A 13,667-nucleotide genomic window follows, 5' to 3' on the forward strand; every position below is an offset into this window, starting at 1 on the left:
CGCGGGAGTATTCGTGAGCGGGACGGGTGTGAATGCCGAGCTTGACGTGAACGGCAGGATCAACGGCGGCGACGGCGGCGGCTTATACTACGGCGGCGGCGGCGGCGCGGGCATCGTGGTAACGGATGGCGCCGCTATCTCGCTCGATCTTGGGGGCTCGGTGTCTGGCGGTAACGGTGGTGACGGCGACGGATCTGGCGGCGACGGGATTGTCGCAGCATCCAGCAGTTCCGCCGATATTGTCCTTCAGGACAGTGCCGAAATCAACGGCGGCGCTGGAAAGGGTGTCGGCTCCGGCGGTGCGGGCCTACGGCTTTCAGGCGGTGGTAATGTTATCAATGCCGGGACCATTCAAGGGGGGGATGGTGGCAAGCACAGTCGCGGCGGCGGATTTTCCGGTCCCACCGGCGGCACCGGAAGCGGGGGGGCGGCGGGCTTTGTGTCTGATGTACCCATACGAAGTGAAGGCGGTGTCGGCATTATTGGCGCCGATATGACGATCATCAACAGCGGCCTGATCGCCGGAGGCACCGGGTATTTTTACGAACAAGCCAATGCGATCACCTTCACCGGTGGCACCAACCGGCTGGAACTGCGCGACGGTTATTCCTTCACTGGCAATGTCGTCGCCAGCGGCATGAGCAATACCCTGGCGCTCGGAGGCGATACCAGTCCTGCCGAACCGTTCGATCTCAGCAAGGTCGTCGATACCGGAACCGCAGATGCCACAGACGAATTCATCGGCTTCGAGCAATTCGAGAAGACCGGCACAAGCACATGGGCGCTGACAGGGACCGGTAATCAGGACTGGACCATCGAAGCGGGCATGCTCGTTGGAAATACTGACAGTTTCGGTGGCGACCTGACATTTGCCAGCGGCGTTGGCGCGCGTGGCGTCACGTTCGAACAGACGGACGCCGGAACCTATGCCGGTAAGATCTCCGGCGCAGGTGACCTGAACAAGCTGGACGCCGGTACGCTGACGCTGACAGGCGTGAACGACGTTGACGGAAATGTATCGGTTAATGGTGGAACGCTCGCCATAAAGGATGGCGGAACCCTTTCCAACTATCGCGGCTTCATCGGCAACGCGGATGGCGGCATCGATCAAGTCGCCGTGTCCGGAGAGGATTCGAGCTGGACCAATGCGAGCCATATTTATCTCGGCACCGTCGATAACGGCAACGGCGCCTTGAGGATTGAAGACGGAGCAAGCGTCTCCAACGCCTCGGCCGATATTGCTCTGATTGCCGGCAGCACCGGTGCCGTCACCGTTTCCGGAACGGGTTCAACCTGGACGAGTTCCCAAAGCATCTATGTTGGCTTCCGCGGAAAAGGCTCGCTCCTCGTTGAAGGCGGCGCAAGTGCAAGCACCGATTCCGGCATCGCGCTCGGTACACGTGTTGAATCCGAGGGCACGGTGATGGTCACGGGTGCGGGCTCCACGTTTTCGGGAGGTGGGTTTTCTATCGGCAATGAGGGCAAGGCTACAATGACCATTGCCGATCGCGGACAAGTCTCCAGCACCAACACCAGTGCCATTCTGGGGTATTTCTCCGACAGCAGCGGCACGCTGAACATCGGTGCGGCGGCGGGCGACACCGCGGCAGCCGCAGGCGTCTTGATCACACCATCCCTTCAATTCAACGACGGCGCCGGAACGCTCGTTTTCAATCACACCGACGCCGATTATGTGTTTTCGACGGGACTGCAAAGCATAGGCACGGGCACACATGTCATCAATCACGACGCTGGAACCACCCTGCTGACGGGCGACAGCTCCGGCTTTTCTGGAACCACGACCGTTTCCGGCGGCTCGTTGCTCGTTGGCGATGCCGCCGGCAATGGCGAAATCGGCGGTACGGTGCTCATCGAAGATGGCGGCACGCTCGGCGGCAATGGCTCGGTGGGGACTACAGCGGTCGCGGATGGCGGCACAATCGCGCCGGGCAGTTCCATCGGCACGCTGACCGTGAACGGCGATCTGAGCCTAGCCTCAGGCGCGACGCTGGCCTATGAGCTGGGCACTCCGGGAAGCGCAGATGCTCCGGGCAGCAGTGATCGGATCGCGGTGACGGGTGATCTCGCTCTGAACGCCACGCTGGATCTGGCGCAAAGCGATGATGCCGGGGACGGTGCGGCGGGCCTCGGTTATTACCGGCTGATGACCTATGGCGGCAATCTGTCGGGTGACGGGCTGCAGATCGGGACGACAGTGGACAGCCTGAACGGCGGTTACGAGGTTCAAATCGGCGACGGCAACGTCGATTTGTTTGTGGCGACGCTAGGCGACGATACGTTGCAACACTGGCAGGGCGGCGACGGGGTCTGGAACGCGACCAATTTGCAATGGCTGAACCGGGGCGCCGAGATCGAGACGACATGGGCGGGCCATCACGCGGTCTTCAAGAACCAGCCCGGCGGTTTCGACGGCGGCACGATCGCGGTCGCGGGCACGCAGGGTTTCGAGGGGCTGCAATTCGTCGATGAGGCTATCGCCTGACCGGCACCGGCGTGCTTGAAACCGCCGCTGACGGCTCGGAAATCCGGGTGCTGGCTGACAGTGCCGAGATCGCGACCGAGATTACCGGCGCGGGGGGCATTACCAAGACTGAGGCCGGCACGCTGGTGCTGTCCGGGCAGAACAGCTATCAGGGTGGAACGACGATTGCCGGTGGCGCCGTGCAGATCTCTGCCGATGCCAATCTGGGTGCGGCCGAGGGCGGGCTGACGTTCAACGGGGGCACGCTGCGCAACACCGGGAGGTTCTCGACCGGCCGCAATGTCACCTTGAATGCGGGCGGCGGCACGTTCCGGACCGATGCTGCTTTTGCGGTGGATGGCATTGTCTCCGGAACTGGTGAACTCACCAAGACCGGTGATGACGAACTGAGACTGAACAACAGCAATACATACAGCGGAGGCACGGCGATCTTGCAGGGGCGGGTTACGGCAGCGGGCACGGGGGCGCTTGGCACTGGACCCGTATCGATCGACGCAGGCAGCCTTGCCTTCATCGATGACGCAAGCGCCGGTAATCTCGCCATTACCATGAACAAATCCGATGCGATCGGTGCGTTAAGCTTCAGCCATACATCGTCGGCAGGAAGCGCGAGGATCAACAATACGTGCGGCCGCATCAATTTCTACGATACGGCCTCGGCGCAAGACGCGATCATTGTCATCGACGACCTAGGAGGATTATCGTTCAACGGCAACTCGACGGCGGACAACGCGACCATTACGATCAACACCAGTACGCTGGACTTCTATGACAATGCCACCGCCGGCAGCGCCAGCTTCGTCAATGACAACGGCGTCGTCCGTTTCCACGGCAACAACGCGGCCGACAATGCCACCATCGTCAATAGCAGTGGTCAGGTCGATATTTCCGACCTCACATCTGATGGTATCGGCATCGGCTCGCTGTCGGGGAACGGTGCCGTCTATCTTGGTGGGAACTCCCTGACGCTCGGCGGTCTTGGGCTGAATGACACGATCGGCGGGACGATATCCGGTGACGACGGCAGTCTTGTCAAGAACGGCGCCGGAAAGCTGACGCTGACTGGTGACAGCAGTTACTCCGGCGGAACAGCAATCAATGCCGGGACGCTGCAAATCGGCAATGGCGGCGCGCAGGGGTCCATCCTCGGGGATATCGAGATCGCGTCTGCCGGCACATTGGCCTTCAACCGCGCGAACGATTTCTCCTTTGCCGGCGGGTTTTCGGGCAACGGCCAAATTAACAAACACGGGACGGGCGTGCTTGAGTTGACCGGGGATTCCGCTGCATTCACCGGAACCACAGCCATCAATGCCGGCATGCTTTCCGTCAACGGCACGCTGGGCGGCAGTCTTGATGTCGGCGCAGGCGCGACGCTTGGCGGCTCTGGCACGGTGGGAACAACCACCGTCGCAGATGGCGGCACCATCACACCGGGCAATTCCATCGGAACGCTGACCGTGAACGGCGATCTGAGCCTCGCTTCGGGCGCGACGCTGGCCTATGAGCTGGGTGATCCAGGCAGCGCAGATGCACCGGGCAGCAGCGACCGGATCGCGGTGACCGGGGATCTCGATCTGAACGGCACGCTGGATCTGGCGCAAAGCGATGATGCCGGGGACGGCACGGCGGGCCTCGGCTATTACCGGCTGATGACCTATGGCGGAGAACTGTCGGGTGACGGGCTCGGGCTCGGTAATCACCCGGAGATCGACGATGCGGGTGCCTTCGAGATCCAGGCCGGCGGCGGCAATGTCGATTTGTTCATCGCGGCGCTTGGCGACGATACGTCGCAACACTGGCAGGGTGGCAATGGGGTCTGGAATGCGACCAACGCGCAATGGCTGAACCGGGACGGCGACATTCCTGTCTCCTGGGCGGGCCATCACGCGGTCTTCAAGAACCAGCCCGGCGGTTTTGACGGCGGCACGATCTCGGTCACGGGCACACAAGGCTTCGAGGGGCTGCAATTCGTCGATGAGGGATATCGCCTCACGGGCGATGGCGCGCTTCAAACCGCCGCTGATGGCTCGGAAATTCGGGTGCTGGCCGACAGCGCCGAGATCGCGACGACCATCACCGGTACGGGCGGCATTACCAAGACCGAGGCCGGCACGCTGGTGCTGTCCGGGCAGAACAGCTACCAGGGTGGCACGACGATTGCCGGCGGCGCCGTGCAGGTCTCTGCTGACGCCAATCTGGGTGATGCCGAGGGCGGGTTGACTTTCAACGGGGGCCAATTGGTCACGACGGACAGCTTCGACAGTTCTCGTGCGGTGAACCTTGCCGGCGATGGCGGTTTCGATATTGCCGGTGAGACAGCACTTGGCCTGACCGGCGACATCACCGGGACCGGAGAGCTCTTCAAGCAGGGCGACGGGACGCTGACGCTTTCGGGTGACAACAGCTATGGCAACACCCATGTCACGGCGGGCACGCTGATCGGCGATGCTGCAGCGATTTCCGGGGATATCAGCAATGCCGGCACGGTGATCTTCGAGCAGGTGAATGATGCGGGTTTTATGGGCGCACTGTCGGGGATGGGCGATGTCGTGAAGGACGGTGACGGGACGCTGTTCTATAGCGGTGACGGCTCCGGCTTTGGCGGCAGGACGACGGTGGCGGGCGGCATGCTTTCTGTGAACGGCACGCTGGGCGGCAGTCTTGATGTCGGCACCGGCACTACGCTTGGTGGCTCGGGCACGGTGGGAACAACCACCGTCGCCGATGGCGGGACCATCGCGCCGGGCAACTCCATCGGCACGCTGACCATGGCAGGGGATCTCACGCTCGAGACCGGCTCTCGCTACGCCGTCGAGGTGATGCCCGCAAGCGGCGACAGTGACTTGTTGCAAGTCACGGGCCATGCCGGGATTCAGGGTGGCTCGGTCGCCCATATCGGAGCCACCGGCAATTACGACCTTCGCTCCAGCTACACGATCCTGTCGGCGGAGGGACTGGAGGGAAGCTTCGACGATGTGACCTCGGATTTTGCCTTCCTGACTCCCGATCTGCTCTATGATTACGATCTCGGGACGGTGAGTATCGAACTCGTCCGTAATGACCGCGCCTTCGTCTCTGCGGCGCTGACCCGCAACCAGAAGGCCACGGCCGGCGGTATCGACGGCATCGGCTTTGACACCGGGCACGCGGTCTATGACGCCATCGCCCAGCTTGGCGATGACGACGCCCTGATCCGGACCAGCTTCGATGCGCTCTCGGGGGAGATTCATGCTTCAGTCAAATCGGCACTGATCGAGGATGGCCGTTTCCCGCGCGAGGCCGCCAATGATCGTCTTCGGGCCGCATTCGGGGGCACGGGCAAATCCGGCATGTCGGTGATCGGCTTTGCCGAAGGTCGGCCCGGGCTTGTGGCGGCTGATACCTCGGGTCTTGCCGCCTGGGGACAGGCCTTTGGCGCATGGGGTGAATTCGACAGCGATGGCAATGCCGCGAATTTCGACCAATCCTCCGGGGGGTTCCTGATGGGGGCGGATGCGCTCGTCGGGGAGGACTGGCGGCTCGGGGCTCTGGCCGGGGTCGGGCACGGCTCCTTCGATGCCGATGACCGGCATTCATCGGGCTCGGACGACAATTACCACTTCGGGCTCTACGGCGGGAGACAATGGAATGATTGGAGCTTCCGTTTGGGCCTCGCCTATACGCGCCACGAGATCGAGACCAGCAGAACCGTCGCCGTGCCCGGCTATGGGCGCGACAAGCTGGAAGCGGATTATGATGCGACCAGCCTGCAGCCTTCGGCGAGTTGGGATACCGGATCGAGACCGCGACGGCGTCCTACGAGCCCTTTGTCGGGCTTGCCCATCTGCGTTTGAAAACGGACGGGTTCACAGAGCGGGGCGGCGAGGCAGCGTTGCAAGTGGCCGAACAGGAAACCGAGACCAGCTTTGCCACGCTTGGCGTCCGGGCTTCGACAGATATCCGTTTCGAGGGAATGGACGGCACCCTGCGCGGCATGCTGGGCTGGCGTCATGCCTTTGGCGATACCACGCCACTGTCGCACCATGCCTTCTCGGCCGGTAACGCCTTCACCATCGCCGGCGTGCCGATCGCCGAGGACGCGGCGGTCATAGAAGCCGGCGTCGATCTGAATGTCTCCGACACCGCCAGGTTTGGCCTGTCCTACCAGGGGCAGTTCGGAAGCGGCGTCCAGGAGAGCGGCCTCAAGGCCGACCTGCAAGTGAGGTTCTGAGGGGGGAGATCGGAACGTGGCTGAATGTTTGCTGCAGCCAAGGACTTGGTTATATCGGAACCCTTGGATGAAACCTTCGCGGTTCTGACACGTTTTGACCGGTTAGCCGCGGCCGTCCCCGGCTTGCGATTACCCACACAAGCGGTGGTTGGATATCTCGACTCCGAGTTGAATATCGGCCACCAGCCCGTAATTAGTTCACGCTGAACAAGCTGTTCCTATTGGCGAATAGGGGCGGTTGCCGAAGGTATCTCGGGTTTTGCGAACCATGGCGAACAGGATCGCGGTCCAGATTTGAGCCCATAAAGCCCGAAGGTGGGCGAGGATCTTGCGGATGTTGTGGCCACATCCGCACAGGACGGCAAAGACTGCATCTCCGATCAGCCGCTTGAGCGGGCAACGTGCCAGGCGGCCGTCGGTTTTGATGTGTCCGATTTCAGGCTCGATGGCACTGTGTCGCCGGAACAATCTGACCAGTGTGGGCGTCAGACCCCGGCGCATGCCGCTGATCAGAACGCGGGTGGTTTTGACGCCGTGACCCCGATAGCCACGATCGACGACAGCGCGTTCCGGGGCCGCACCGGTCAGGATCTCAATCTGCTCCAGGGCAGGCGCAAGGGTATGGCCGACATAGGGGTTGCCGGGGAAGCTGCGGGTTCCCAGGACGAACCCCTCATCGATGGAGGTGGCGATGCTGACCATGGTGCCGAACTCATAGCGCCGCCGCGCCTCGGCCTTCGAGATGCAATCCACTTGCGGTTCGTGCAGGATGTAGATTTTACCGGCGCTTTTCGGTCCTTGTTGCAACAGCCCGTCAACGAGAACCAGCCTGTCCAGCACGCGTTCGCGGAGAGCCCTGGTGGAAATGTCATCGAGTTGCCGGCGCAGATCGCGCAGAACACCTCCCGCGTATCCCTTGAGCTTCTTCAGCGCCTTGCGCATCCGTTTGAACTGCCGGGCATGGGCGTAGCGTCCGACTTGCCGGGCCAGCCGCGGCGCGAGGCGATCATAGTTTTTGCCGAAGGGTGAGCCCCGTCTCGGCAGCCAATGCAACCAACTGCTTGCGGGTCCGCTCATAAAGCCGGGCGTCCGTCGGATGAGCAATGTTCTTCTCCATCACGGTCGTATCAATCGCCACGCGCCGTGTGCTGCCTTCATCAATCACGCCGGCCTGCCGCCCCGCGTCGACGGTTTTGGTGAGCAGCCATTCGACGCCTTCTTCGCCGATCCGCTTGTGCCAGCGGGTCAGGGAGCTCGGACCGAGCGGGGGACGATGCTGGAAGAACACCTCGCCGGTGAAGTGCTGACAGTAAGGGTTCTCGACCCGACGCGCCACAATCCCTTCAGACGATGCGCCCACAGGGTCTCATCGCTTTCTGCCTTGAACATGTCGTCGCGGGTAATGGGCCGCCGATCAAGCTGACGCGTGAGCTGCATCTGAAAAACGATGTTCGTGCGCCGGCGGAAGCCCACCTCGCAGAGCGCCAGATAGAATTCCCACATCCGGTAGAAGAGACCGTCGTAGAGGGCGCGAACCTTGTAGGTCTGCGCCGATAGCCGCGCGCTAGTGGCGCAGGGTTTCGGCATAAGCAGGCGCAGCAATTCCAGATCGGTCACAAACAGTCCAGTCGGCTCGACCAACGTGAACACCTCGGACAGCGAGAGCAGGCCGTCGCTGCTGTCACCTATCAAGCGATAGGCAACGCCTCGCCGGAGTGAAGTTCCGACCGGGACGTGCTGTTCGCTTCGGGATTGTGTGAGACCGGGACGCATCTGCTGGTAACATGGAACGATGACGTCAAACGAATAAGCGCCATGGCCAAAACTCCAGATCACACGATGACCAATGAGGAAGCGCTACGAGAGTTCCTGCTCGAGTTGTTGGTAACGATGCAGAAGGCTCTACTGGCGACCGAGGAAGGCCGAGAGCAAGCGCGGACCACATTCGCTTGGCAGGTTGAACACGCCCATCCCGCCGTTGCCGCTGTGCTGCGGGAGGCAGCGGAGAGGGTGATGGACGCGTGAAACCAGTATGGAGCCGCAATTGACCACGTCTTGCAGCTTCTTTTCCTTTCGACATCGAGGCCCGGCACAATTTGTCCTGGAGACATATCGGCTTGGCCGAACATCATCTGCCGATGAGCGGGAGAAGCAAGGTGATTATGGCACGGCTCGGTTGTTGAGATAATGTATTTGGAGGAATCGCGGCATTGAACGAGATTTCTTCATGCTAAAACGGCGGGTGCTGCCCCGCCGCCTAATTTGGCAATATTGCCAGTACTGCGATCACGCTGGAAGGTAGAAGTCCTCCCTCATCCTCCCACCGCTGTATCGCGCCATCCTTGATGTCAGCTGGGAGTTTGATCCGCCGAAGGGGAGGCTGCGTCATTGTCCCCCTGCTGCTTAGGGGTTTTCACCTGCTCCGACTGCTCGGGCTGCGGTGCGGCTTTCTTGTCGGGGTCGGGTTTATACGGGGCGCTCATAGGCGTTCCCTCCATAACACCGCGCAGGGTTACTGGGCGGATACAATAGAGGTGGGGGTTCCCGGGTAGTTATACATCGGGTCATCGTCAGCAATTGTTCAAGGCGCGGAAATCGTTCCAAAGATTGTGCCGGGCAGTGACTGAGCGGACTCGGCTCCCTGGAGCAGCTTCCTTTACATGTTCGCGCCATCATTATGACTCCCCATGAATTTTCCGGTTCAGCTTCTGTTCACATAGGGCAGAACTGAATAGACGCAAAACAAGCCCGCGTATTCAACGCGCCCTCTTGCCCGCTTACACTGGAGCACACGTGTTCGAGCCCATGGTGTTTGTCGTTTGACACAAGATTTCCGTTCGAGAGTAATTCGCGCTTGGGACCACGGTACCGGCCCTCAAACGTGACAATGTAGTGACCTGCGCTGATGACGACGATGTCATTCACACTGGACTCGCTGTCCAATGTTTTGTCGAGGATAGGTTGATGAATATCGAGGCTAAGGGATGCTAGGTGGTGGTTATCAGATACCGAGCAATCCCGTATACATAAAGCGCTGCGAACATCATATTGATGAATTTGAGCTGAGCTTCATTTCGAAGCCAGCCGCAATAAATCCAGATCAAGCAGAATGGTAAGCTGAGCATCATAGCCGCCAGTTGCCACCCTTGCACCACAGAGATCGTGCTACCGAGCCCCAGAGCAAAGGTACACCATTTCAGCTGCTGCTCATATGCGGCAAATGAAAGAAGTGTCATATTTGATGATCTTTCTCGCCATCAGCGCCGTGAACCCGGCGTTCTGATAATTGATTTGTACCCGTCAGGCGGGAGGGGGACAATAACGTGAGTTAGAGGCCGAGGCTGCACGGGAACTCGACTGCAGAGTTCAAACATGGAAGCAACCTTCTTCGAAGGTGCATACACTCGTTGTGGGCATCGTCGCGGCGCGCCCGAACCACTGACCGACCGGCGACGCAAAGGCAATCGCTCCTGTTGTTGGCTACGTGATTTATTCCCGCGCGCTCGTTGGTGCGGCATTCATCCATGCGATCCAAAGGTTCAACCGCTTGCCGGGTGCCTGACCCACAATATCAGCGCTTACTACCTTTTCTCGATTTTCGCTTGTCGAGCGCGGGTCGCGTGGCTTCAGCGGCCTCCTTTTTGAGACGGGCAGCCTTGAGCTGGGCGCCCAGCTCAACCTGGCGCTCATGCGCATCCGCTACGATTTGCTTCGCCGCGGCAGTTGTTCGATCATGGATCGTTTCTTTAGGCTTGAATATCTGTTCGTAAGGAAAACCTGGACCTTGTTTTCGTGGCATATCACCTCCGTGCGTTAAGCTCTTCCAATCCGGTCCTGCTTATGAAGACCGGCAGGATTTATCCCACCGCTCCAACTGCTGATCATTTCATGTCGCCATTAGCTGATTATCACGGGCCATCTCTACACGCCAATTATGCCAAACGAACCTCTGTCGTCGGGAGTGGCGACCAATTCTCACATCCTCAATTTCTGGCAAACCCATTGCCAAGTAGATGACCTCTTACGCTTCCCAAGCGTCTTTTCCTCCTGCTTGAGCTCTTTGACTGGCTCCGTCAAATCGGTTGGCTTGATTTGTTCCGTCAGATCCGACCGGGAGATGTCTTTCTGTTCCGGGTTGAGATTTTCCTGGGCGCTCATATGCTTGGCCCTCCATGACACCGCACAGAATTACCGAACAGGTATACCTACTAATATGGGGGCGCAGGGGGCGGAATACACCTTGTGCTGGTCAACAATCGCACAAGATCCGGGGACCGTTCCAAAGGATGCCCAGACGTTTCCGCAAAGGAAACGATCATCGACACCGACAGTTAGAATCGCGATTATGTGGACGCCCATTTCCGATGACGGGTGCAGCGTTCTCGATCCCTAATTCGCGACTTCGACGATGTGTATGTCAGTTACACCATCTGCGCGGATTACAAGCTGCTCCAAAAGCTCAGTCACGATCGTGCCCGTGACACGCACGCAATCTCCGACTTCGAGCTTCTGAACAGCGTTCGAGTGTGGACCTCATGTTTTCGAAAGGGTTGTGAAGATTGAAATATAGAAATTTATTTTTTTAAACAAAGACTTCAAGTGATTGTCGGTATCGGTGGTTGCCACCCCCCGAAACCAATTAGATCCAAAAACATCCATATAAATTAGTAGCTTACGCACGGCGCGCCAAACGGCGCGCTTCTAGCATTTACTCGAGAAACGCCTGAGCCAGAACCTCTTGTCAAGTAATATCAATATATTAACCAATCGGAGGTTCAAGTCAGGCGTAGCGGAACCCGCAACCAACACGCAAGCGCCAACCGGATGGGCGCGGCATTTCGGTGGGCAACGAAGCGCAGATCTTCGCGCCGTTCTTCACTCTCCGCGTCCGTTTCCTGCCCACTGTCATTTAGCGTGGTGGTGTCGTATTGATGGCGAAACGATTCAGGACAGATAATGCGAACTCATTTTGCTGCTCTTCTCACCCTCATGATCGCTACCGGATGCACGGTGGGTTCTGGTGCCGTCGTCAAAGGTGCCGGACCAGATGATCTCCTGAAGCTTCGCGAAGGCCCGGGCCTCAACCACAAAATCATAATCGGCTTGCCAGACGGAACCCGCCTAACCCGTCAGAACTGCGTGACAAATAGTGGTAAGGTCTGGTGCAGGGTCTTCCTCACCGACAAGCCCAGTATCTCTGGTTACGTTTCGGCGGACTATCTGGCGCATCGTTGACAGCGTAATCCGGCCCTTTCCTGTCATTCACCACCCTCGGTGATGCTGCGATGCGGCTTCACTGAAGCGGTCGTTCATACTGGTTGCAGCGAAGGCAGCCTGTCAAATTTACACAATACGGGAAAACAGACATCCAGCATGACGGCCGAAAAGCTTACCTGCAGGTGGGCTAGAATACCAGACGATGTAGATCGCCGTTCCTGCAGGCTTTATTGAAGCGCGCGCCAATAGTTCGGAGCAAAAACGATTAGCACAGTCAGGATTTCAAGTCTTCCAAGATACATACCAACCACCAGCGTAAGTTTCGCAGGATCGCTCAGCGAGGAAAAGTTGCCTGCAGGTCCGATAATCTCGCCGAGCCCCGGGCCAACGTTGGCCAATGCGGTCAAGGAGCCACTGACAGCGGTCGTGAAATCAACACCCATCAAATTCAACACAACGGCCCCGAGCACGAAGGTCGCGACGTAAATCGCGACAAACGCTATCACACCGTTCAGCACGTCTGGCTCGACCTTCCGCCCCTCATATCGAATCGTCTTCACGGCATGCGGATGATGCATTTTGGCGAGCTCGGCTTTTATTGTTCGGCTCATGATGACCCAACGCATTGCCTTGGCGCCTCCGGCAGTCGATCCGGAACAACCACCCACAGCGGTAAGGATGAAAAACGCCGCGACCGCAATGGGTCCCCAGGTCGAATAATCCGTTGTCGCGTAGCCCGTTGTGGTCACTACGGAGACGACATTGAAGGCGACCAACCGCGCTGCCACCAGAAAATTCAGATCAGCAGAGACGCTCAACCAAAGCGACATCGTGACAATGACCACAACGAGGTTGGTGATCATCAGTCGGACCTGCTCATTCCGTAGAGAGCGACGAGTATAGATCCGGATATACCAAGCCAAGGGCAACCCGCCCGATAGCATGAACAGGGTTCCCGACCATTGCAGGAAAGGGCTTTCGAAATGCCCGAATGACGAGTCGGATGTCGAGTATCCGCCAGTCGCCAAGGTCGTCATGGCATGATTCACGGCCTCGAAGAGGCTCATTCCGCCCATTGCGTAGGTGGCCCCGCATAGCAGCATCAACCCGAGATAGACGAAAAGCGTTGCAATCGCGAAGCGCGTGGCACTTGCAAATTCCTTCTCATCCTGCTCCGAACTTTCCGTCCGGAACAACTGCATCCCGCCGACACGAAGGATCGGCAGCAGGGCAATTCCCGTCACGATAAAGCCAATACCCCCGACAGCCTGCAGGACGGAGCGCCAGAACAGGATGCCCTTGGGAGTGTCATCGAGACCGACCATCACCGTGGAACCGGTTGTCGTGATGCCGGACATTGCCTCGAAAACGGCATCGACCAGCGGCAAGCCCCACATGTAAAGCGGCACTGCACCGGCGAGCGCCGCGGTGATCCAGACGGTCGCGGTCATCAGAAAGCCGTGCAGCCGATGAAGTTGTGGCCTGCGTGATCGTCCCGCGATAGCGATCGCGCTTCCCGCTGTTCCGCAAAGCAATCCCGCTAGCAGAAACGTCCAGCCAGTCTGGGGGAAAATCACCGCGTCCAGCAACATGAGTACCGACATGAACAGAAGCACTGATCCATTGACGAAGGTGACAAATTTCATCGCAGCCTCGACGCTTCTGAGGAAATGATCCTTAGAAGCCCTTGGAGAGTCGGTCAACTATTTGCGAGGAGCGTAGGCTTTCTGGCCA

Annotated in this window: 8 protein-coding genes and 2 pseudogenes; 4 read left to right on the plus strand and 6 right to left on the minus strand. The window is 59.2% G+C overall.

All coding sequences use genetic code 11. The features are described from left to right. Nucleotides 1-13 precede the first annotated feature (13 nt). Nucleotides 14-2,503, plus strand: coding sequence for a beta strand repeat-containing protein (locus A7A09_RS19850; protein WP_148043732.1), 2,490 nt, complete (start codon nt 14-16; stop codon nt 2,501-2,503). 47 nt (nt 2,504-2,550) lie between these two features. After that, nucleotides 2,551-6,653, plus strand: a pseudogene (locus A7A09_RS21180) (autotransporter family protein); the annotation flags it as partial. Between the two features lie 261 nt (nt 6,654-6,914). On the opposite strand, the pseudogene A7A09_RS19875 reads toward A7A09_RS21180, so the two are convergent. After that, nucleotides 6,915-8,067 (minus strand): annotated as a pseudogene (locus A7A09_RS19875) (IS5 family transposase); the annotation flags it as partial. Next, entirely contained in the window at nt 7,962-8,408 is a 447-nt protein-coding gene (locus A7A09_RS19880; RefSeq protein WP_211341197.1) for a class I SAM-dependent methyltransferase, read from the minus strand. The pseudogene A7A09_RS19875 and the gene A7A09_RS19880, both read right to left, overlap by 106 nt. 42 nt (nt 8,409-8,450) lie before the next feature. Between A7A09_RS19880 and A7A09_RS19885 the strand changes: the two genes are divergently transcribed. Further along, nucleotides 8,451-8,741, plus strand: coding sequence for a hypothetical protein (locus tag A7A09_RS19885; RefSeq protein WP_211341198.1), 291 nt, complete (start codon nt 8,451-8,453; stop codon nt 8,739-8,741). Nucleotides 8,742-9,703: 962 nt separating this feature from the next. Here the strand turns inward: A7A09_RS19885 and A7A09_RS19890 are convergent. From A7A09_RS19890 to A7A09_RS19900, 3 genes are all read right to left on the minus strand, one after another. Further along, nucleotides 9,704-9,952 carry a peptidase gene (locus A7A09_RS19890; RefSeq protein ID WP_106693022.1) on the minus strand — a complete coding sequence of 83 codons (249 nt, stop codon included), beginning with the start codon at nt 9,950-9,952 and terminating at the stop codon, nt 9,704-9,706. A 335-nt stretch (nt 9,953-10,287) separates the two neighbouring features. Beyond that, nucleotides 10,288-10,515 carry a hypothetical protein gene (locus A7A09_RS19895; RefSeq protein WP_245999490.1) on the minus strand — a complete coding sequence of 76 codons (228 nt, stop codon included), beginning with the start codon at nt 10,513-10,515 and terminating at the stop codon, nt 10,288-10,290. A 176-nt stretch (nt 10,516-10,691) separates the two neighbouring features. Continuing rightward, on the minus strand, nt 10,692-10,874 hold the full coding sequence (locus A7A09_RS19900) for a hypothetical protein (protein ID WP_106693023.1): 183 nt from the start codon (nt 10,872-10,874) through the stop codon (nt 10,692-10,694). Between the two features lie 798 nt (nt 10,875-11,672). Between A7A09_RS19900 and A7A09_RS19905 the strand changes: the two genes are divergently transcribed. Then, the gene (locus A7A09_RS19905; protein WP_106693024.1) at nt 11,673-11,951 is read left to right on the plus strand and encodes an SH3 domain-containing protein; all 279 of its coding nucleotides are present in this window, start codon (nt 11,673-11,675) and stop codon (nt 11,949-11,951) included. Between the two features lie 209 nt (nt 11,952-12,160). Here the strand turns inward: A7A09_RS19905 and A7A09_RS19910 are convergent, their stop codons facing one another. Continuing rightward, complete coding sequence (locus A7A09_RS19910; protein WP_106693025.1) at nt 12,161-13,579, minus strand: TrkH family potassium uptake protein; 1,419 nt, start codon at nt 13,577-13,579, stop codon at nt 12,161-12,163. Nucleotides 13,580-13,667: the final 88 nt, after the last annotated feature.

It is taken from the genome of Paracoccus methylarcula, from assembly GCF_003007735.2.
GTDB lineage: Bacteria > Pseudomonadota > Alphaproteobacteria > Rhodobacterales > Rhodobacteraceae > Paracoccus > Paracoccus methylarcula.